Source organism: Solibacillus daqui (assembly GCF_028747805.1).
GTDB lineage: Bacteria > Bacillota > Bacilli > Bacillales_A > Planococcaceae > Solibacillus > Solibacillus daqui.
This window is the reverse complement of sequence record NZ_CP114887.1, coordinates 2173330-2194420: the sequence shown is the minus strand read 5'-3', so window position 1 is coordinate 2194420 and position 21091 is coordinate 2173330. Positions and strand designations below refer to the sequence as shown.

Sequence of the window (21091 nt, the reverse complement as noted above, 5' to 3'; positions counted from 1 at the left end):
TTCTTAGGAGGGAGTTTATGAAATTTGTTCATATATTTGGACCACAAGCGGTTGGTAAAATGACAGTTGGGCAGGAGCTAGCAAAAATAACAGATTTGAAACTTTTTCATAACCATATGACGATTGATTTAGTGAATCATTTTTTTGATTACAGTACAAAAGAAGGGAAAAGATTAGTAAATTTGCTTCGTCAGGAAATCTTTGAAGAGGTTTCGAAGAGTGATCTATATGGGATGGTCTTTACATATGTCTGGATGTTTAATCAGGAGTCGGATTGGGATTATGTTAAGCGGCTCTCCCAGCTTTTCGAGTCAAGAGGAGGCACTGTATACTATATAGAATTAGAGGCTAACTTAGAAGAGAGACTTGAGCGAAATAAAACACCAAATAGGCTTGAACACAAGCCTAAAAAAAGAGATATTGAATGGTCTGAGAATGATTTAAAAAGCACAATGGAGAAACATAGATTAAATTCTTTAGAGGGTGAAATCACATTCCAAAACTATATCAGGATTAACAATACAAATATTAGTGCTGAAGAAGTAGCCAAGATAATTAAGGGAAAATTTCATTTATAGGGAAATAAGTGATATTAAAAAAGTTTGGTATGTCCCAACGTTTTTTACTAAATATACTGCTAATTAATTTGTTATTTTGGTTATTCTCTGTGTTAACTGAACTCTTAAATTTGATTCCTACTTTTTTAAATTGTTGAAATGAGACTGGCATTCTTTTAGGGTAATCAAAAGTTCGATTAACGATTACATATAGTTTGTGAAAAATTGTACTTAAACTAACGGGTAGCTTTACTTAAAGATCATTGAGTTGCTTTTGCAGCTCTTTTTTCTTATTGAATTAACGGGGCAGGTAGTTGTAGAGTGTTATTTAACTTGTGTTCAATAATCGGGCCGTATTGTTGAATAACATTTTTTAAGAAAGTAACCAAACGACGCTTTGGTGCTTTGTACAGGGAGAATTATATATGGAGTTTTAGCACTTTTAAAGACAAACGTTACTGGATTCTTTTGATTCCAGCTATAATTATCTTGGTCTTGTTCGATGTTTTTACCCCTGATTATATTCTTGAAAAAACTTACGTTTTACCATTTTCAATATTAATATCTACAGCTTTATTCTGGTCGACATACCATCTTTGGAAGTATCTTGGTGATAAAAAGAAGTGGAATAATCCAGATGACAGTTGTGATTTGTAACTTGCTTGTTCAAGTAACTGGTGCAATACTCGAATAAGAACTGGACGCCATTCTTGGAGTGTTAGGCGAATTTGCTGCATAAGGGAGAGAACCATATGGAAATAGTATATTTTGCAGGTGGATGTTTATGGGGAGTACAAGCTTTTATAAAAACCTTGCCTGGAGTCAAGTTTACAGAAGCAGGAAGAGCTAATGGAACAAGTGACACGCTCGAGGGTGATTATGATGGTTATGCCGAATGTGTAAAAACCGGATTTGATCCAACGGTGGTTAATATCAAGGAATTAATGGGCTATTTTTTTGAAATTATTGATCCGTACAGTCTGAATAAACAAGGACAGGATGTTGGTGAGAAATACAGAACAGGGGTATATAGTGAAAATAAAGAGCACTTAAAAGAAGCGAAGGCATTTCTTGCTGAGAGAAATGATTATGACCTTATAGTTGTTGAGGTAATACCTCTTACAAACTATGTGAGAAGTGCAGAAGAACATCAAGATAGGTTAGCCAGATGTCCAAACGATTATTGTCATATTCCCGAAGAAATATTAAGTAGATATAAGTAATGAAGAAATTTGAAAAATCAAGTTATCTTAGGCGTTTAAGTTGGAAGACAAGAATGTAAAACACTATTCTTTCGCTTGTTTTGAACATCATATTGACATAATACGTGGATATGAACCCATAGATTGTGAAATTCTCTGTGAAATATAGATCAGCATTAAATAAATCTCACAAACCCATACTTCACTATAAGTTTAACAAATCCCTTTTGAAAAATGATTGATCAAAAGGGATTCTTATCAGCAGGATACTACTTATTTATTTATTTATTTATTTATTTATTTAATTATTTATTGTAGTAGATTTCCATTCTTCTTCTAAAATAGCGTAATAATACTCATCCCACCACTCAATCCCGTTTGGAATACATTTTTTAAAGTAGCCTTCTCTTCTCATTCCAATCTTCTCCATAATTCGATGCGATGGAATATTCTGAGGCTGACAAGTTGCTATAATCCTATGTAACTTCATTTTTTCAAAACCAAAATCTAAGATTGCTTTTGCTGCTTCAGAAGCATACCCTTTATTGTAATATTTCGGATTGAACACCCATCCAATCTCGTATGAATGTTCACCAAAATATTTACCAAAAAAGATGTGCCCAATAAGAATATTTTCGTCTATCAAAACGACAGGAAACTTTTCAGCCGTATCATCCAGATTTTGATTTATAAACTCTTTTGCAACTTCTTCAGTAAAGACACCTTCGGGTATATATTTCATAACATTAAGATCTGATGTATATTCATATAAAGCTTGCAAATCATTGGATTCAAATTTGCGTATCAATAACCTTTTAGTTTTAATGTACATTTGCTAACCTCCATCAATAATACTACTCTTATTATCCTTGTTTTGATATAAAGATAACCTTTATAAATTATAAAATATAAATTCATAAACAACTAAAATGCTCGTTGTTTAAGTACAAAATTTACCAATGCGCCATTGGGAATCATTAAAGGGATTACCTAAAGTTCTGTTAGTTGAATAATTCAATTTCTAATACATTTAATTTAAATTTATATTTAGCTTATGTTCTTCTATTAAATCAATGTTTCTTGGTTTTAACATATATTCCTGTAAATAAAGACCGATATTGGCATACATTTCAACATTTTGTAGTTCTGAAATAGGTATCCATTTAACGTCTATTTGATTTGAGTCTGGGTTCTCTGGAAATTTTGGCGTGCAGTTATTTTTTATTTTGCATTCAAACATCATAACTAATGTATGTATTTCCCCAAACTTTTCAAAATTAAGATGAGGTGTGTATTCATAAACAAAGGCTAGAGGGCCTACTTCTACATCTATAGAAGCTTCTTCTTTTGCTTCTCTTTTAACTGTATCTGTAATAGATTCATTTGGTTTTGCTCCACCAGCAGGTAAATCATATACGATACCTCTTTTGGGGTCGTTATATACTGTTTATAAAATTTTATTATTTTCTATTATAATTGCACCTGCTCGTACTCTAATATGAAACGACAATTAAATACACATCCTTTATTTTCAATTTGCTCCTAAACCAAGGGAACTGCACTTGGTCTATTTATAAAATTCAACGTTAAATAATAATATCCTTTTTTGATTCTTATGAACTGTCTTATTGTGAAGTTAATTATTATGAAAGATCAATTAAAGCAAGTAATGCAACGTAATCAATTAATCGATATGTAATGGTTTCATTGGTATACATCGCTTTAAATTAGTAAGAATAGCTAGTGATACTTTGGAAGTATACTGTTTTACACGCCATTCTAAGCGTACTTTTAATATTGAAAATACCGAAGTTGTATATCTAGTAATCAGTAAGGAAATTGGATTAAATGCATAAAGGAATAATTGTATCTAAGTGTTTAATTTAGTCAAATCCCGTCATCTCTCTTAAGTACAGTGGTGGCGGGCATTTTCGCGTTTATTCATCGTTAGCCGAGTTTGTTTTTTTGTGAAAACAATAATTAATTACATTAAAAATTGTATATACAATTTTTGAGTTTAAATAAAAATTTATTGTTTTTCGATAAAAAATAATTGACTTAAGATATATTTGTCGTTATCCTAGCAATAGAAGATAAGGAGGTACTTTATTAAAGAGAAAGAATTATCAAAGGGTAACGGGAATTCCGTTTTTTATCGCATTGGGTTTAGGATGGATAATCTGTTTTGATGTTGGTTCAGTTCGAGATTTTACAGCCAAAAATCCAGATAGATTGAAAATAATTAGCGTATTGACCGGGACAATTTGGGAAATAAAGATAATAATAAATAAATGGAGGGAAATATATAATGAAAAAATATCTAATTGCTTCTACACCGATTCTAATAGGAGTTATTTGTTTTATTGTGAGCACTGTAATTGGAAGTAGCATAGCAGAAGATGGTACTTTAGTGGAACCGGCATTCTTTTTAATCCCAATAGGCTTCTTAATGTTTTTCATTGGAATTATCTCATTAGTTTGCATAGCAATAATCTCTGCGTTTAAAAAAACGCAATTTATTAATTAAAAAGTTATGATTAACCGAAACATCATGAGAAAAAAACAATGATTTTTGAAATTAAATTAGATTGTCTGCCAACTCTCTAATTTCAGCAAAAAATATTTCTTTTAGGTTCAGGTGCCAATTAATTTGGAGCCTGTTCTTTTTATTTCCAAAAATAAGTGGTTAGGGCAATGATTCAATTTACAATGCCTGGTGCTACACAAGCGCATGAACGACCACGCCTTAGTCGCGTTGGTAGGGGTGTCAAAACACACGATGCCCCGAAGTCTCGTGCATATAAAGAGTTTGTCAAGATCGTAGCATGGGAGAATAAACCACAGGAGCCATTACAAGGCGCGCTAACGATAGAGGTAGATGGTTACTCGTGCCATCAAAAGCACCATACAAAGCCGAAATTAGCACGGATGGCAAGTGGTGAAAAACGACCAATTAAAAGCCTGACTTGGATAATTTGATGAAAGGCATTAAAGATGGTCGCTCCAAAATTTTCTGGGTGGATTATGCACAGATTGTTGAGCTGGTGGGGCGTAAATTTTACGCAATGCAGCCGAGGGCAGAGGTTAAAGTGGAAGAGATTTGATGCGGAAGAAAATTCGAATTTTGATTGATTACCTTATTTATATTTAAATCGGTTAATTAAGTAAAATTACTAAGCATTTGAAACAAAAAAGTGAAGTAAGGTGTTAACTAAATATGCAAATAAGGAAAGTAACTATAAAAAGGGTCACCTAGAGGAAAGTGACCCCAAATTAAAAAACATTGGGAAGTGCCGAGATTCTTTGCTGGATATGCTGGTTTTACTACCTATCTTAGCTAGCAACAAAGGTATTTGTTAATACAAGCTTCTAATATAAGAAAGTAGCGCCGACAATAATTAGAAGAATGAACAGCACAACGATTAGAACAAAACCTGAACCATTGTTATTGCCATTATTGCATCCCATGAATATCCCCTCCTTTCCTCGTTATTCTATTCGCAAAGGTGAGGAACGGTAGGGCAATAAGGGCATAAACTTTTCTATTTTTTTGCAATATCCAAAGAAATTATGATGTAGCATACCGAGCAATACGAACAAATCATTGAACAATAATGTTGAGGAAATGAGGTGAACGATATGTATCCGTTTTTTGTGAATGGAGTAAAAGTATTTTCATTTGGATATAAACCTAGTAAAGGTGATGTAATCAAATACGATAAAACTGGGCGATGGTTCGAAGTGATAGAAGTTGAATCTGATCGGGGTCGTAAGGTGAACGGTCGTGTAACGATTGAGCTAAATTGGAGAATGGGTTACTAACTATACCAAACAAAATAATGAGAGTAAGCTTCACAAACTAACGTGAAGCTCAATAAATTAGATACTATTTGTATAATCTCTTTCAACTTTACAAATTCGAGTTTTGTAAGAAGAATACCAATCTTTCTTCCCTTTTTCTTGTGCTCCCATATGGAAATGGTTTTCCTTCCATTGTTGAATAGACTCTATTGAATCCCAGTAAGAGACTGTAATCCCTAGTCCATTTTCATCTCTAGTACTTTCAATTCCTAAAAAACCTGGTTGCTTTGAAGCAAGTTCCACCATTAAATCAGCCATAGAATGGTAGCCGTCATCATCTTTTTCGTTTCTTTGAGAGGTAAAAATAACAGCATAGTAAGGGGGATTAGGAGTATTTGCAAATAACATATTGATTACCTCCAATACAATTAATATTAAAAATAATACCATATTCTTTATTCAACATTTGTCAAAAAGGAAGTTTAAACATTCGTATTGCTGAATATTCTGAAAATATTGCACGGGAAATAAGTATAAAAAAAAGACCTGAGCAACTACTCCAGTCAGCAAAATTATTCATGTTTATTATAGCACGTATGTTTGTATAACTTAAATTTTTTATGTCACAGTAGACAAAGAAACTATTATAAGGAGTTAATTAAATTTTTCGGGTTTAGCTACTTTGATTGAAAAAACTTCACCGCATTTTTTGCAAAATGACAATATAATTGGGGAACCGGAAGCGATTAAAGAATCAATGGGTCTAACATTACCTTCCATGGTAAAACTACCATGACCAAGTTGGCCAGATGTAAAAGTATCGTTCCCACACGCTTTACAAACAAATTTATTTTTATCCAAAATATCACCTCAAATATTTATTATGTAAAAGATAACACAAAAATACCGCAGCGAGTACAAGCGCTACCGTTTCCCTCTTGCTATATATAGGTGACACTTAAATTATAGCATAAGGTGGCAATATTATGTATTTCGCAGATTTGTTAGTAGAGTACAAACAGTTGTTGCAGCAGATGAAGTCAGAGGGCGTTAAACAACACTAGAAGAACGCTATGCTGAGACCGATCAGATGGGTGTTGTGTATCATACAATTATTTAATCTGGTGGCGTTGAGCCTAGAATCCCTTCAACCTCTAGTTATGGTGATGAGCCAATTATCTTCACTATACGAAAGTAACGACAGTCATTTCTTTAAAATTTATAATCAACATTTAACATAATTTACATTTTATTACCAAAATATACATAAATGTGATATGTTATATACAGAATATTGTGATTAGGAGTGATTATTTTGAAGAAAAAGACACTAAATACATTTATGGTAACAGCTCTGACAGCATCACTTGTATTACCAGTTTCAACGGCAAATGCCTCTATCCATCATGCACCGGTTGTTGCAGCAGAGCAAACGAATGCGATACCTTCTGGGAGCGTTTCACTTACAATTAATAGTTTTTCAAATGATACGATTTATACATCTAGTGGAACACTAACAATTAGCAATGCATTAAAGCCTATTTTTAAATCAGAAAATAGACAAGCACTTACAAATGCCCAAGCTACAGTAATTGTAGATAAGGGAAGAATTACAGATATTACATCACTAACATTAACTAAAAAAGGTACTTCTAAAAATCCAATCACTTTCGATGGTGGTCAAGCTACGATTGGTGGCAATTTAACAGTAGTTGCTGATTATACAAAAGTTCAAAATGTTACGGTTAAGAAAGAATTAATCGTATCAAATCGTGTCAAAAAAGGACTTACACTAAGTAATGTTTCTGTTGGAGATACGATAAAATTCCAACCGTTACGCATGAAAAAAGTCAATTGGTTGAATGTTTCACTTATAAATATGCCAAAAACAGAAATTAATGTGCAACGTAATAAAATTGCGCTTATTTCTGACAAATCGCTTACACGTATTGACGTAACAGATGATGTGCCCCAATTAAAAGTGGAAGCAGATGTTGAAAAACTTGTAATCGATGTGAAGAAAGATATCAGTCTTCGCGGGGAAGGGGAAATTAAGCATGTTATAGTTAAAAAAGGGAAAAAGGTTGATTTGGATTCCTACCACCAATTTAAAAATGTACAAGTAAACGATAAAACTGCCAATGTAATCGTTTCCTTAGTCGATAAAACAGCCCTTAGCGCATTAATTAATGCATCTGCTTATGTATCTGTATCGGCTAATGGCTTCGATATTGCATATCCTGAAAAATGGACAACTCAAGCAGAGAAAAGTACATTTGAGTCAATCTTGGTAAGTGCTAAAACGGTAGCTAACGATCCAAAAGCTTCACAAGAACAAGTAAATGCGGCGCACACACAGTTAAATAACGCTGTAACAACTTATAAAGCGGCTCAAAAGAATGGTAAAAAGCATACGACTGGCGATAAAGCTGCTATTTCAGCGTTAATTAATAGCGTGCAGTATGTAACGGTTTCTTGGAGAAATGGTAGTGAGGTACCTTCAAACACACCTTGGACAACACAAGCTGAAAAGGATGCGTTAGTTTCAGCGGTTTCATCTGCTCAAGCGGTTGTGAATAATTACAATGCTACACAGGATCAAATCGTTTCAACACTCAATAATTTAGAAGTAGCTATTTCAACATATAAGAACGCGCATAAATATGGTTTGTCAGGATATAATGGCGATAAATCTACACTAAAGTCACTTATCGATTCGGTTTATTATGTTAAAGTTTCATGGGATGGCAGTGACGTATCTACAAACACAGCCTGGACAACTCAAACTGATCTAGATGCAATAGTTTCAGTGGTTTCATCTGCTCAAAGAATTTGGGATGATTACTACGCTACTCAAAATGAAATAACAAATGCTATTAACAATTTAAACTATGCTATTTCGACTTACAAAAACGCTCAAAGATATGGCTATTATGGGTATGGGGATAAAACTCAACTGTCGTCATTGCTAAAATCTAATTATTATGTCGAGGTTTCTAATTCATATGGTCAGGACATTTCTAAATACTTGAAGTGGACTACTCAAGAAGCATTTAATAACTTTTCGTCAGCTGTAGCTTCAGCACAATCTATTATGGACTCCCCATATGCTTCATGGGAGCAAATTAATACTGCAGTAAGTAATTTACAAAACGCCATTTACATTTATGAATCTAGCCAAAGTTATGGCTTACTACCATACTAATCAAAAGGACCCTCACATGCGGGGTCCTTTTTCATTTTTATCTCACACCGGATTAGTTTTTTCCCATGATCCAATGATAATTAACCTAAACCGAAAGAAGAAAACAATCTATAAAGCAGAAATCATTGATGTATAAGGGTTTTTGCTTTTTTAAGTGGACAAAGAAATAAGGTAATAACAACAGTAGATGTACGATATGCCGAGACAGATCAGATGGGTGTTGTGTATCATGCCAATTATTTAATTTCACGTGATAAGAGGCTAAAACCATTGGTATAACTAGGTTTCTAGCCTCTTTGTTTTCTATGAACCCCAATTTGAACCCCAAATACAGTAAAAAAAAATTTTCCTAATTACTGCTCATAATCGCATTAATAATATCGCTTGCATCTGATTCTTTTTTATAAGGGAATGAGCATAAATACTTCCGACTGTGTTAGGGTGATCGCCCAGCATTTCGGCCACAGTTATTAAAGGTACATTTCTCGAAAGAAGTATTGACGCAAATGTATGACGCAACCCATGCGTTTTAATACGGCGGCGGATTTCATATTTTTCGCAAATAAAGGCCATTGCGTCTTTTGAATAGCTATCTGCAATCGGACGAAGTGGGCAGAGGTCAAGGTGGAGGCGGTTTGATGCGGAAGAAGATTCAAATTTTGATTGATTATGTTTTTTATATTTTGGATCGGATTATAAAATGAACTGTCCTAAAATGGAACAGTTCATTAATAACACTTTATTTAACAGCTTTTAAAAAAGCTTTTCCTTTTTTGTATACAAATCTTTCCCATTTAGCTAGCAACCCGTTTCCATTCTCGCCACGTTCTAATTCTAAGGCGTGATTCTTATGGAAATCAATTACCCGTTTATTATGGTCTTTTTGCAGTTGGTGCAATAAGTTATATTTCATGTTCAAATCCCCTATCTTTTAATACCTAAATTATATGCTTCTGATTGATACATGAGAAGTAATTAAATATATAATGTCTTGAACCATTTTGTGTAGGAAAAAAGCTTAAAGGAGTAGATTTCCAATCAGCTTCAGTTTTTAGCTTTTTTCGTCTCATTTTTTGTTTTTCTATTTAGCAACGATGTCGTGAGTAAAAAAATTACTAGCCATAAGGAAAAGAAAAAGTTTTTAAGCAAAGACCAATCACCATTTTTGAAATAATCCCAAACGGATAAAATTAAAAAGATTGATCCGAAGAATACAATATATATAAATTTTCCGAATCTTGTCACTTTAAGCACCTCTATATGTAATTTATGTAAATTGTAGCATAATACTGACCACAGTATCATTACACAGACTCTGTTAATGGCAAGTGGTTTAATAGAAATGCTTTACTGAATATTTTGAGCATTATGCGTAGTAATTACCGCATAAAAAAAGACCTGAGATTCCACACCCAGATCAGCAAAATTTTACGGGTCTATTATAGCGTGTATGTTCGTGTATTACTAAAAATTCGAACGGAAAATATGTATTTTCTATTAGAACTTTTGCGGTTTTGCAACCTTGATTGAAGCTACTTCTCCGCAAGACTTACAAAAAGTAAAAATAAGGGGGGATCCTGCACAAATACAGTTCCTATAGGTTTAACATTACCTTGACTAGTAGTGCCACCAACTTCACCAGTTGTAAAGGAATCACTACCACAAGCCTTACAAACTAATTTATATATTTCCACATTATCACTATTTGTGTAATATATGTAAATTATATCATGAATAAGACGTAACGCCTTTAAACGTTACAGCAAAAAGTGAAGTTTAATCAACATTCTGAAAAAATGAATAGTAAGAAGCCATAAAAAAAGACCTGAGCAACGACTCAAGTCAGCAAAATTATACAAGTTCATTATATTATAATTCAAAAGGTTAAAAGAATTTATTTCGTAGTTTAATAATGTTGGTGAACATTGCGGCATCTCTTCCAGTTTTGGTGTAATTGTTAATATTTGGGAACAAACAAGAGTAAAACATTTCATCACAATACTGTGTTCTCCCATTTCGGGAATAACATTCGTCATGTAACTTACAACACGCATCTACTGGATTAGTCGGTTTCCCAGGTCCAGTACACCCTGGTCCGCAGTATCTATAACCAGGATAACAAAAACCCCGTTTTCTTTGTCTCTTCATAGTTTCACTCCTTTTCAAAAGTTTTGTAGATATTATAAAATATGTGATTTTTACTTTTGAAAGTAGGATTAAAAACTAAAAAAATATAAAAACCGCAGCAAGTACAAGCGCTACGGTTTCCCTCTTGCTAAATTTTAGGTGACAACTAATTATAGCATAAGGGGGCAATCAAATGGTTGGTAAAGTGCCTGTAGGTGGAGAAAAGGCTTGGAAAGTAGTTAAGTCAGAAGGGAGATAACATCGTGTTTAGTCATTAAAAAAAACTTCCCCAGTAATTGAGGAAGGTTTTTCTATTGTTGCTTATAATTTTTTTCGCCTGCCAAGCAAGTTAATTTTAAGTGGACCCCAGACGAAGCCCATTTGAACCCCAATTAATAAAGTTTAATAACATTAATTTGGATAGTTAGTAAATTTCAATTTAGTTCACAATTTTTCTGATTCTTAAAAAATTCTATAATAAAATAACTCTCTACATAATAAACAATCACTAAAAACCCTTACAAATCAACACTTTTAGAGCTATAATATGGTACGAGGTGAAAGAAATGTTTATTTCAGAAACAACAGTAGAAGTACGCTATGCCGAGACCGATCAGATGGGTGTTGTGTATCATGCCAATTATTTAATTTGGTGCGAGCTAGGGCGTACGAAAATTGTGAAGGATTTGGGTTTTGATTATGCAAAACTTGAAGAGGATGGCTTTTTATCGCCGGTAATGGATTTTTCAATTCAATACAAGGCGGCAATGCGTTACGGTCAAACAGCAACTGTTCGTACGTGGATTGAAGAACACACAAATTTACGTACTACATATGGCTATGAAATTTTACATGAAGATGGCACTGTTGCGGTTACAGCGAAGTCGGTTCATATTTTGGTGAAAAAAGAAAATTTCCGTCCAGTCGCATTAAAGAAGATTGATCCGGATTGGGATGCCAAATACGCAGAAGTTGCAAAAAATTAAAATGATTAAGTATGCCCTGTTTAAAATAAACAGGGCATTTTTCCTTTATAGAAACTTGTAAAGTTGTTATAATAAACGTTATGACTAAACAACGAGGAGGTGTGTTCATGGCACCGAAAACAATCGCCGCAGTGCAAACTAGATGTCACATTTTATTAACAAATACCGCGCGTGAAGCGATGAAGGAGCATGTTCCAGATGAACACGCCTTTTTTAATTTACAGCAATATTTCATTGTTGCGATTGAAAAAGTATCCGTTGATGATGAACAACTACACATAACAATTTATTTCGACAATGAAAAAAACTTAAAACTAAAAAACAAATTTGATGAGCGCGTTGTCATCATGGACTGCGTGTTTGATAAAAAAAATGGACTTGTTGCCAAAAGCTTCCGTACTCGTGGGAAAGGCACACCGGTTGTCACAAATCGTCGTGCTACGATGAAACTACATTTTGTTGCATCACGCATTAGTGGTCATACATACAATGAATCTTTTATGAAAGTACTAGATGAGTTACCAATTGCACAGGAACGCTTTGACTATGTAAACAAACGGATTTCGAGCTGGGAAGGGTATTTAAAAGTGTTAAATAAAAACGCGGATATTGAAGATATTCATGCGCGTTTTTCGAATGTCACTTTTGATGCTGACTTTAGCCATGCGACATTTCGTATTTCAAATTTAGACAATAAGCAATGGAAGCAGTTAGATGGATTGAGTGCTCGGTTGCGCGGCTATATTCAAGAAATTGGCGATGTAGCGAAAGTTCGCCGCAATGAAAATACAGTCGAAATTGCATTGAAGCCGTTTTACAGTAACTTAGCGCGTAGAAATGAATTACATTTCCAATCGGAGGACATCGAATTTTCTAATGCAGCAACGAAATCGCAGTTAAAGCGCTTATTGAAAGGGTTTGAGCGTTTAAAAGAAGGCTTAGCTGCCAATGCCAATTTAGAAACGATTCTGTTTGAAGACAAGCCAACTATTGCCGAGCGCAAATCAACCATTCCACTTGATTTTCATAATCGACTCAATGAATATCAGCAGCAGGCAGTTGAAGGGGCAATGAGCGCTGAGGATTTATATGTTATTCAGGGCCCACCAGGTACGGGGAAAACGACTGTTATTTCAGAAATTTGCTATCAAAATGCGAAGGCGGGTTTGAAAACGCTTGTCGCCTCGCAGTCCAACTTAGCCGTTGATAACGCACTTAGCCGTCTCCTATCAAATAAGGATATTCGCATCTTACGTTATGGTCGAACGGAAAGTATTGAAGAAGAAGGCAAGAAATTCATCGAGGAAAATGTAGCAAGTTATTGGCAGCAGCAAACATTTGAGGCAATTGGTCACGAAATCTCTTTACACACGAAAAAAGAGCAATTATTATTCGCCGAAATAGAAGAAAAAACGATAGAAATTACAGCGCTAGAACAAGAACAAACAGCGCTCCAACAGCAAATCGAGCAAAAAGAAGCTGCTAAAGCCGAGCTTCATGTATTAGCCGAAAAAATTAACGCGTTGAAAAAAGAGCTCACAGTCTGTAAAAAAGAGCTAGAAGAGAATGAACGCAAGCTAGAAAAGCTACAGCAAACACATCTATCTGTCGAGGAAGCCGTAAGTAATTTTGAACAGCAGCGAACGGACAGCTCAACACTGGCTCAATTAGATGAAAAAGAACAGCAATTAACTAAACAACAAACCGAATTAAAGCTGCAAATGGAGCAAAGTCAGCTCCGTACTCAATTTGAACAATTCCAATCTCGAAAACAAGCCGTAATGACAAAAATTGAGCGTGCCAATGAAACCGCGAATGTTGATCCACTTATTGAAAAAATAGCTTCACTCAAAAAGGTGTATGAAATTGAAGAGTTTATGCAACAGTATGAGATTCGCCGAAATTATGCGATGGACCGATTACTTACAGCGCTCGATCGCATTCAGCCGCAAATGGAGCAATACAAGCCGATAAAAGACGTAATCGAACGACTAGAAAAGGCGTTGAAATATAGTGAAACCGCGCTTGGTATCCAAGTGAATGCTGAGCAGTTAGCGATGAATCACCATTATTCATTAGAAGAGGTGCAGGAATTTTTAACGAAGCTTAGCCGTGCATTTGCTGAACGCAAAGTGAATGTGCAAAATGGTGCACGTTCGATTCAGGGCATTCATTTACGTATGCAATACATGGAGCAGCTAAATGAAAAATATATGGACGCCATTCGTGAAACCGTGCTTATTTTTGAAAAGCTAAAAGAAGAAATCATTTTACAATTCAAAGAGCAAAATGACGTGAAGTTGGAGCTCTTAACAAAGCTACAAACGGAAGCTACAACGTATGACAACCAAATGCAAGCACTAAAAGATCGCATCGATGATTCAATCGACATTACGCAAACCGTGCCACAATTACAAGAAACTTTGGCATCAATTGAGCTTGAGCAAGTGAAGGTTGAAACGCAGCGCCAAAACCGCGAAAAGCTTGATACTCAATTTGCAAAAAAATCAGAGGAAATTACTGTGCTCAACGAACAAATTGCACTCGGCACAACAACAGTCGAGGAAATGACAGCTCGATTTAAAGCCTTTAACAGCGAGGGCGTACAACATGAAAAACGTCGCACGGAGCTAGAGTTATTAACAAAATCAAATCCAGAGCAAGCGATTCTTGAAGTCAATGCACAAATAGAACGTTTACAAGAAATGATTGCTACATTGCAAGTTAAAATCGACTTATTACCTGTAACAGCAGAGCTACAAAATGAGTGGCATGGTTTATTAAACGAAGCAAATGAGCATGATTTAGACGAAATTCGCAAGTTATATGTTAAACACGCAAATGTGATTGGTACAACTTGTGTAGCATCGGCTAATAAAGAGTTCATGGATAATTATCCAACTTTTGATGTCGTAATTATTGACGAGGTATCAAAAGCAACGCCTCCTGAATTACTGTTACCAATGCTAAAAGGGGCAAAAATTATCCTAGTAGGAGATCATCATCAGCTACCACCACTTGTCGGTGACGCCACATTTGAGGAAACATTAGAGCAAGTCGTGAAGGAAAGTACGACATTTGAAGAAAAACGTGAGCTTGAAAAGTTACTAGAGGAATCATTATTTGAACGCTTGTATAATAATTTACCGCAGCAAAACAAAACAATGTTAGCGTTACAATATCGTATGCATGCAAATATTATGGAGACGATTACTCCATTTTACGAGCAGGAATCTGAACGCCTACAATGCGGCTTAGAAGATTCTGATGCCGTACGTGATCATTATTTAACGACTTCAAAAATTTCACGCCATCATCATTTACTATGGCTAGATATTGCGAATGAGCAGGCAAACTTTGAACTACGTATGAAAGAAGGTTCGAGTTTATATAATGAAGCTGAGCTAGATCAAATTAAAGCGCAGTTAATCGAAATAAATGATGCGACGGCACAAGCGAAGGCAGACGGTTTAATCGAGCCGGATGCTTGTAAATCAGTTGGTGTTATCTCATTCTACGCTGAACAAGTAAAGCGAATTAATCGATTAATTGAGCAGGAGCTTCATGTGCCACACTTACACATTCGAACAGGTTCTGTCGATAAGTTCCAAGGAATGGAGATGGATGTGATACTCGTTAGTATGGTGCGGAACCATGAAAATGAGCGCGGTGATATTGGATTTGCAAAGGATTATCGTCGTTTAAATGTTGCATTATCGCGCGCGCGTGAGCTACTGATTATGATTGGTAGTAGTAAAATGTTTACTGAGCGCCCGAAAGCTGAAAAAGTACGTACAATGTATGGACATGTATTAGATACCGTAAAGCAGCAAAACGGTTATTACGCGGTTTAACTTGCTTCAGCAGAGGCTGAAGGAGATGAACTCAGGCTAAGAACACCGCGTCGTGCGGCAACGCCTGAGTGACCAACATCGTGTTGGCCCAAAGCCCCCGGCGGATGTCACAGATTTTTAGAGGGGATTTTAAAGAGGAAGTCAGCCTAATGACGTCACATCGTGTGACAACGGCTGACTGACCCACATCCTGTGGCCCCAAGCTCAAAAAAAATCTAGACGCAATTACGCCTGGGCGTAATTGATAAGGAGTAACCTATGGATTTACAAAGCTTAACAGATAAATTGCAGCAGCAAATTTTGCAGCAAAAGGATGTATCGATAGAAAAGCAAATGATCTTTTCCATTCCAGTGCATACACTTGAAGTCATCTACCACCCTGTCATGCGTAATGCGATGGATATCTTGATGAAGATGATGCTGATTTCATTTAACAAAGCAAGGCTTACAAATGCCGAGCTTTTAGCGGATATTTTACTTGTAGAACCGCTATTAATTCATGATTTAACCAATAAAATGCTGGGCCTAGGTATGATTAAAAAAGAAGATGCTTTCTCACTAACTGCTAAAGGAGAGGCACAATTAGCGAGTGGTATTTTTGAAGAGGAACTTGATGAAACAAGCTATTTTGTACAATTCAGCCCCTTGCATGAAGGGATTTTAGAGGGGGATTTAGAGCAATTTGAAGAATTGGAACAGTTTCCAGAAGTATTTCCAACAATAGATTCCGAAGAAATTGAAGAAATGAATGAAGCTATACTGATACAATATATTCAACAACAATTATCAGAGCAGCCTTTAGCTGAAGGTGAAGTGCCATCATCGATTTCAAGTGTTGTGAGTTCATCATCTGTACAAATTAATGATGTGCCGGTCATTTGCTTTATGGCACATAATGATGCGGAAAATCAACAGTTTGCTCGTGTGTATAATACGCTAACGGGTGAGTGGGATGCAAAGCTAGAAGCATTATTGTTTGAGTTTGAAAAGGCAAAATAATTATTATTAGAATTATTGCATAATTTATCTTAACATGGTACACTTATGACAATTTCATAGTCTTATCAAGAGAAAGCTTTCTAAAACTTTTGTAAACCTAGTGTTATCAAGAGTTTGAGCTACTTTATAAGATGCGGAGTTTTTTACAATTTATTTATTATCAATAGTACACTTCTTATTATCTATTAATTTAGATGAAAAGGAGTGTATTTTTTTGTTGCTAAAATTTGCTTTTGAAGATTTTATTGCTGACAGAAAGTATCAGAATACGAGTGAATCAAATATAGCTAGTTATCGCTACATGGTAAAACCATTCATTGACTATTGTATAGATGAGGGTGCAATTAATGTTGAGGATGTGACGAGGGTTCATTTTAAAAATTACTTAATTATGGCACAGCAGCAAAATAAGAAACCTCATACGATCAACACGATTATTTTACGGACTAAGGCGTTTTTCAATTACTGTGTCGAAGAAAATTACATTGAAGAAAACATTGCTAAAAAGGTAAAAACACAAAAGGTTGACGTTAAAATCGATACTTTTACAGATATCCAAATCAATCAAATGTTAGCTTATTATAGGACTCAAAAAAAGAAGCAACAATCTTATTCCAGCTACAGAAATTATGTAATTTTATTAATTTTATTAGGGACAGGGATTAGAAGGAAAGAGTTAATTTTATTGAAGTGGAATGATGTTTCTTTTACTAACCAAACAATGAATGTCTTCGGTAAAAGTAGGAAATATGAAACAGTATTTTTAACGGATAAATTAACTAGAGAGTTAATGGCATTTAAAAGTTTCTCTAACACGGTTTTAAAGACAAAGAGCGACTATATTTTTGTAACAAACAAAGAAGTTCCTTTTACAATCCATACGATTGAGTACATTTTTAGAGACTTAAAAAGGAAGATGAACTTTGGGGACAGCGTGAGATTATCTCCGCATACATTTAGGCACACCTACGCACAGCGACTTATTATGTCCGGAGTTAATGCATTTGCAGTTCAAAAATTGATGCGCCATGAGCATATTCAAACAACCCAGCGCTACGTAAACCTCTGGGGAAGTCATTTAAAACAGGAAAATGATAAGCACAATCCATTGAACAATTTTGATTTTTAAACATAAAAAAGCCGCTAGTGCTTGAACACTAACGACTACTAAAATTGAATAACACTATATAGGCTTCTTAGTCGAATTTGGAATATAGAAAAGCAACGATGGGTAATTGCTAACCTAACTTTAATAAATATTGTCTTGTTAACGTAGTCGATGGTGATAGATTTAGCGATGATGAGGTCAATAGAATTGGTAGAACAATTTTGGGCTGGATATAAGTAAGGTAACACAAATAAGATTAATACTAGCAAAGACCGTAATCCAACACAGTCATACATGTATGGAGAGACTAAAGTGGAAGTTTATGGGGAATTGGATGTAGAATATTATTACACAAGTTTTTTACTAAAAAGGGGATTAATGTGTTTGAAGAGAAATCAATGAGAGATTGATTCCTCTATCTGATTTACAGGTGACATTCAAAGCGTTGGTATGACTGGATTTATAAGATTTTTAAGTTATGAATTTACTGTAGCCATACCAACAAATAAATACTTGAATTCATACAACTAATGTTAATTAAATGATGCTTACTTTGAAACGCTTTCATTTACGAGAAAATCTCGTTCATGGAAGTGTTTTTTGAATGAATTTGATATAGATATTGATCGATTTATGTTGGATTGTACTGCGAAAGGATTGTCTGTTAAAACATTAAAATCCTATGAACAGACCTTAAGGTTATTTGCTAAATGAATACTTGTAGAATTTGAAATTGATTCACCTAGGCATGTCAAAGCAGAACATTAAAAAAGTTATATGCGCAGTTTGGGAGAGCGAGGGAAGTATGAATTGACTGTCAATGACAATGCCAATAACAATCCAAAGGCTAGGGACGATTTGGAAGGGAAATATCCAATTCAACAATAGCCAACTATACACGCAATATAAAGGTGTTTTTTGCTTATTTGTATATGTATAGAAATTAGAATATAACGAAATATTTAAATTCCAGAGGCTACAAAATAACTGTCAAAATAGCTTTTAAAATAAAACATTTTTTTAATTATCTTACTTTAAAGGGAGTTCCTATAGTTATTATACTATAAAATTTTTTAAAATTATAGAGCTATTATCGAACGTTTATTCCGGTTAATATATACCTTACTTGTACATTTATGTAATATATTTCTGTTATTTTGAAGTCTAACATATACATAGGGGGCAATTAGGATGATTAAATTTAATGTTGGAGAAAATTTTACAAATGTTATAAATTGTGAAGATATAGGAAAATGGGAAGGGAATGTAATTTTTGAGGGAGGGACGGGGACAGGGAAAACGTACTTTGTACTTAATAAATTTTATGAATATTGTTTAAAAAATAAATTGAGAGTACTTTTTATCTGTAATCGTTTACAACTGGCGGATGAAGTTAGATTAGAAATTAAAGACAAAGGAAAATCAAATATAGAAGTAATGACATATCAACACATTGAAGATAGGGTGAAAAATAGTATTGAAATTGTTGGGGATTATGATTGGGTTGTTTGTGATGAATTTCATCATGTACTTGAAATATATGATTTGTATACTGATTTGTCATATAAGTGGATTATAAGCCATTCAGCACAGAAGTTATTTATGAGTGCAACTTGTGAAGGGCTATTTAATCTATTAATACATTCAGGGCAAGTTAAAAACGAGCAGCGTTATTATATACCTAAGGATTATAGTTACGTAGATCAGGTGATATTTTACACACGTAAATCTGCATATTTGGATATCATTAAAGATAAGTTGGAAAATACAGATGATAAGTTAATCTATTTCACTAATTCAATGATTGAAGCGATTGAATTATATGAGCAATTTAAGGAAATAGCAACGTTTTTTTGCTCTAAATGGACAAAGGATACCAAAGCAAAGAAATTACTTTCTGAAAATATAGGAAAGTTACACAATCAGGATTTTGAGGGTAGGCTTTTAATTACAACTACTGCGTTAGATGTTGGCATTTCACTAAGTTCATATGCGATCAAACATATCATTTGTAATATTTTTGATTATTCTCAATTAATACAGTGTTTGGGAAGAAAAAGATGTATTAATAAGGGTAATCACAAATATATAGAAGGACTTGAGGATAGCTGTACTTATTATATTCGTAATTATCCAAACGGGCAATTAAACATAAGAAAATCCAATTATTTAGAAGAAATGGCATTGTTTAAAAATGATAGAAGTGCGTTTGATAGTAAATATTTGAATAATCGAGAATTTAAAAATCCATATATAAATTATAATAGTATGAAAGGTGAATGGGAAATCAATGACATAGCTTATTTGAAGTTATTGGAAAATGAAGCTAATTTACAGCTCATGATGGGTTGGGTTGATAAAAAAGGGAACAAAATAATCGGGATTGGGTATAAAGAATTTATTATAGATAAACTAGATTGTCCTAGTTCAATTGTTGTAGATTATGAGGGTTTTGAACAGCAAAAACAAAAAGTCATATTGACTAATTATCTAGATGGTATTGTTGGTGAAAAGTTATTTAAAAATGAGCAGAAAGCATTAAGGAATCAATTTGAAATTAGTGGATTGAAGGGGAAGAGGACATTAGGGATAAATACATTAAACGGATACTTGAAAGATTGTAATATGCCTTATCAAATTGTAAACAAACAAACTTCGATACGTGTTAGTGGAAAAGTAAAATCAAAAAGGTATTGGCAAGTAATAAAAGAAAAAGACGATTGACCAATGTATCCCAAAAAGCTTCTATATCTATATATTGAATAATGTATAAAATGGGATACAAAATATTTTGTTATCAATGTGGTAAAATACCTCCTAAATTCACAAAATAATAATTATTTTATAAAAGCGTTAAAATAGTGGGTGAATATATAGTTGAAGCATGCTGAAGTCGATAAAGCGTTCTTTGCTTTATTGACTTGGTTAATAAAGCGTTCTTTGCTTTATTGACCCACCGTAGGAACTAAGCGAGCGTACTTTTCGCTTAGTGGGGATGGAATCCCAATGTTTTGAACTTGTTTTTTATTGGTTAAAGGAATGGATAGATTGAATTCATTCCTTTTCCTTGTTTATACGGATAAGGTGAAAAGTAGAAGTGGTAATTCATTAAATTCACTTTGAATCCTTAATACATTCAAACACACGGTGCTGTTATTAATCGATACAAATACAGGTCGAAATTTCACTAATATTATATCTTAAAACATTGATAAATAAGGCTTTTCAGTACCTCGGATTTAATGGGGTGAT

At 34.2% G+C, this 21091-nt stretch carries 20 protein-coding genes and 1 pseudogene; 12 read left to right on the top strand and 9 right to left on the bottom strand.

Going from position 1 to position 21091, the window contains the following annotated elements; all coding sequences use genetic code 11:
* Positions 1-17 precede the first annotated feature (17 nt).
* On the top strand, positions 18-578 hold the full coding sequence (locus tag O7776_RS10600; protein ID WP_274307044.1) for an AAA family ATPase: 561 nt from the start codon (positions 18-20) through the stop codon (positions 576-578).
* Between the two features lie 515 nt (positions 579-1093).
* On the opposite strand, the gene O7776_RS10595 is transcribed toward O7776_RS10600, so the two are convergent.
* The gene (locus O7776_RS10595; protein ID WP_274307043.1) at positions 1094-1294 is read right to left on the bottom strand and encodes a hypothetical protein; all 201 of its coding nucleotides are present in this window, start codon (positions 1292-1294) and stop codon (positions 1094-1096) included.
* A gap of 15 nt (positions 1295-1309) precedes the next feature.
* Here O7776_RS10595 and O7776_RS10590 point away from each other — a divergent pair, with 15 nt between their 5' ends.
* Positions 1310-1780 (top strand): peptide-methionine (S)-S-oxide reductase, encoded by a 471-nt coding sequence (locus O7776_RS10590; RefSeq protein WP_274307042.1) that lies wholly within the window; start codon positions 1310-1312, stop codon positions 1778-1780.
* Positions 1781-2060: 280 nt separating this feature from the next.
* On the opposite strand, the gene O7776_RS10585 is transcribed toward O7776_RS10590, so the two are convergent.
* Complete coding sequence (locus O7776_RS10585; RefSeq protein WP_274307041.1) at positions 2061-2591, bottom strand: GNAT family N-acetyltransferase; 531 nt, start codon at positions 2589-2591, stop codon at positions 2061-2063.
* Positions 2592-2789: 198 nt separating this feature from the next.
* A pseudogene (locus O7776_RS10580) lies at positions 2790-3182 on the bottom strand (NUDIX domain-containing protein); the annotation flags it as partial.
* Positions 3183-4067: 885 nt separating this feature from the next.
* Between O7776_RS10580 and O7776_RS10575 the strand changes: the two are divergent.
* The 3 genes from O7776_RS10575 to O7776_RS10565 all read left to right on the top strand — a co-directional run bounded on the left by O7776_RS10575 (position 4068) and on the right by O7776_RS10565 (position 4863).
* Positions 4068-4286: a DUF3955 domain-containing protein gene (locus tag O7776_RS10575; RefSeq protein ID WP_274307040.1), complete on the top strand. Its 219-nt coding sequence runs from the start codon at positions 4068-4070 to the stop codon at positions 4284-4286.
* A 167-nt stretch (positions 4287-4453) separates the two neighbouring features.
* Entirely contained in the window at positions 4454-4738 is a 285-nt protein-coding gene (locus O7776_RS10570) for a RusA family crossover junction endodeoxyribonuclease (RefSeq protein WP_274307039.1), read from the top strand.
* Entirely contained in the window at positions 4738-4863 is a 126-nt protein-coding gene (locus O7776_RS10565; protein WP_274307038.1) for a RusA family crossover junction endodeoxyribonuclease, read from the top strand. The genes O7776_RS10570 and O7776_RS10565 overlap by 1 nt, the downstream gene beginning before the upstream one ends.
* Before the next feature lie 265 nt (positions 4864-5128).
* Here O7776_RS10565 and O7776_RS10560 read toward each other — a convergent pair whose 3' ends face one another.
* Positions 5129-5227 carry a YjcZ family sporulation protein gene (locus O7776_RS10560; protein WP_274307037.1) on the bottom strand — a complete coding sequence of 33 codons (99 nt, stop codon included), beginning with the start codon at positions 5225-5227 and terminating at the stop codon, positions 5129-5131.
* 171 nt (positions 5228-5398) lie between these two features.
* Between O7776_RS10560 and O7776_RS10555 the strand changes: the two genes are divergently transcribed.
* Positions 5399-5581, top strand: coding sequence for a hypothetical protein (locus tag O7776_RS10555; protein ID WP_274310479.1), 183 nt, complete (start codon positions 5399-5401; stop codon positions 5579-5581).
* Between the two features lie 57 nt (positions 5582-5638).
* On the opposite strand, the gene O7776_RS10550 is transcribed toward O7776_RS10555, so the two are convergent.
* Positions 5639-5968, bottom strand: a complete 330-nt coding sequence (locus O7776_RS10550) for an antibiotic biosynthesis monooxygenase family protein (RefSeq protein WP_274307036.1) — start codon at positions 5966-5968, stop codon at positions 5639-5641.
* A gap of 246 nt (positions 5969-6214) precedes the next feature.
* On the bottom strand, positions 6215-6421 hold the full coding sequence (locus O7776_RS10545; protein ID WP_274307035.1) for a hypothetical protein: 207 nt from the start codon (positions 6419-6421) through the stop codon (positions 6215-6217).
* Positions 6422-6875: 454 nt separating this feature from the next.
* On the opposite strand from O7776_RS10545, the gene O7776_RS10540 reads away from it, so the two are divergent.
* On the top strand, positions 6876-8765 hold the full coding sequence (locus tag O7776_RS10540; RefSeq protein ID WP_274307034.1) for an S-layer protein: 1890 nt from the start codon (positions 6876-6878) through the stop codon (positions 8763-8765).
* 360 nt (positions 8766-9125) lie between these two features.
* Here the strand turns inward: O7776_RS10540 and O7776_RS20360 are convergent, their stop codons facing one another.
* From O7776_RS20360 to O7776_RS10525, 3 genes are all read right to left on the bottom strand, one after another.
* Positions 9126-9365, bottom strand: a complete 240-nt coding sequence (locus O7776_RS20360; RefSeq protein ID WP_420802176.1) for a tyrosine-type recombinase/integrase — start codon at positions 9363-9365, stop codon at positions 9126-9128.
* A 139-nt stretch (positions 9366-9504) separates the two neighbouring features.
* Positions 9505-9678 (bottom strand): hypothetical protein, encoded by a 174-nt coding sequence (locus O7776_RS10535; protein WP_274307033.1) that lies wholly within the window; start codon positions 9676-9678, stop codon positions 9505-9507.
* 971 nt (positions 9679-10649) lie between these two features.
* Complete coding sequence (locus tag O7776_RS10525) at positions 10650-10913, bottom strand: Parvovirus coat protein VP1-like protein (protein ID WP_274307032.1); 264 nt, start codon at positions 10911-10913, stop codon at positions 10650-10652.
* Positions 10914-11458: 545 nt separating this feature from the next.
* Between O7776_RS10525 and O7776_RS10520 the strand changes: the two genes are divergently transcribed.
* The 5 genes from O7776_RS10520 to O7776_RS10500 all read left to right on the top strand — a co-directional run bounded on the left by O7776_RS10520 (position 11459) and on the right by O7776_RS10500 (position 20563).
* Entirely contained in the window at positions 11459-11878 is a 420-nt protein-coding gene (locus O7776_RS10520; protein ID WP_274307031.1) for an acyl-CoA thioesterase, read from the top strand.
* A 107-nt stretch (positions 11879-11985) separates the two neighbouring features.
* A complete protein-coding gene (locus O7776_RS10515; protein WP_274307030.1) occupies positions 11986-15732 on the top strand; it encodes an AAA domain-containing protein in 3747 nt (1248 codons plus the stop codon).
* Positions 15733-15990: 258 nt separating this feature from the next.
* A complete protein-coding gene (locus O7776_RS10510) occupies positions 15991-16731 on the top strand; it encodes a nucleoside-diphosphate sugar epimerase (RefSeq protein WP_274307029.1) in 741 nt (246 codons plus the stop codon).
* Positions 16732-16945: 214 nt separating this feature from the next.
* Positions 16946-17860, top strand: coding sequence for a tyrosine-type recombinase/integrase (locus O7776_RS10505; RefSeq protein ID WP_274307028.1), 915 nt, complete (start codon positions 16946-16948; stop codon positions 17858-17860).
* A 1170-nt stretch (positions 17861-19030) separates the two neighbouring features.
* A complete protein-coding gene (locus O7776_RS10500; protein WP_274307027.1) occupies positions 19031-20563 on the top strand; it encodes a DEAD/DEAH box helicase family protein in 1533 nt (510 codons plus the stop codon).
* Positions 20564-21091: the final 528 nt, after the last annotated feature.

What these genes read in the sequence shown, in the direction of transcription:
- O7776_RS10595 (WP_274307043.1), bottom strand. Translation starts at nt 1,294, where the DNA reads ATGCAGCAAATTCGCCTAACACTCCAAGAATGGCGTCCAGTTCTTATT.
- O7776_RS10555 (WP_274310479.1), top strand. Translation starts at nt 5,399, where the DNA reads ATGTATCCGTTTTTTGTGAATGGAGTAAAAGTATTTTCATTTGGATAT.
- O7776_RS10550 (WP_274307036.1), bottom strand. Translation starts at nt 5,968, where the DNA reads ATGTTATTTGCAAATACTCCTAATCCCCCTTACTATGCTGTTATTTTT.
- O7776_RS10575 (WP_274307040.1), top strand. Translation starts at nt 4,068, where the DNA reads ATGAAAAAATATCTAATTGCTTCTACACCGATTCTAATAGGAGTTATT.
- O7776_RS10590 (WP_274307042.1), top strand. Translation starts at nt 1,310, where the DNA reads ATGGAAATAGTATATTTTGCAGGTGGATGTTTATGGGGAGTACAAGCT.
- O7776_RS10600 (WP_274307044.1), top strand. Translation starts at nt 18, where the DNA reads ATGAAATTTGTTCATATATTTGGACCACAAGCGGTTGGTAAAATGACA.
- O7776_RS10535 (WP_274307033.1), bottom strand. Translation starts at nt 9,678, where the DNA reads ATGAAATATAACTTATTGCACCAACTGCAAAAAGACCATAATAAACGG.
- O7776_RS10500 (WP_274307027.1), top strand. Translation starts at nt 19,031, where the DNA reads ATGATTAAATTTAATGTTGGAGAAAATTTTACAAATGTTATAAATTGT.
- O7776_RS10520 (WP_274307031.1), top strand. Translation starts at nt 11,459, where the DNA reads ATGTTTATTTCAGAAACAACAGTAGAAGTACGCTATGCCGAGACCGAT.
- O7776_RS10560 (WP_274307037.1), bottom strand. Translation starts at nt 5,227, where the DNA reads ATGGGATGCAATAATGGCAATAACAATGGTTCAGGTTTTGTTCTAATC.
- O7776_RS10510 (WP_274307029.1), top strand. Translation starts at nt 15,991, where the DNA reads ATGGATTTACAAAGCTTAACAGATAAATTGCAGCAGCAAATTTTGCAG.
- O7776_RS10565 (WP_274307038.1), top strand. Translation starts at nt 4,738, where the DNA reads ATGAAAGGCATTAAAGATGGTCGCTCCAAAATTTTCTGGGTGGATTAT.
- O7776_RS10515 (WP_274307030.1), top strand. Translation starts at nt 11,986, where the DNA reads ATGGCACCGAAAACAATCGCCGCAGTGCAAACTAGATGTCACATTTTA.
- O7776_RS10525 (WP_274307032.1), bottom strand. Translation starts at nt 10,913, where the DNA reads ATGAAGAGACAAAGAAAACGGGGTTTTTGTTATCCTGGTTATAGATAC.
- O7776_RS10570 (WP_274307039.1), top strand. Translation starts at nt 4,454, where the DNA reads ATGATTCAATTTACAATGCCTGGTGCTACACAAGCGCATGAACGACCA.
- O7776_RS10585 (WP_274307041.1), bottom strand. Translation starts at nt 2,591, where the DNA reads ATGTACATTAAAACTAAAAGGTTATTGATACGCAAATTTGAATCCAAT.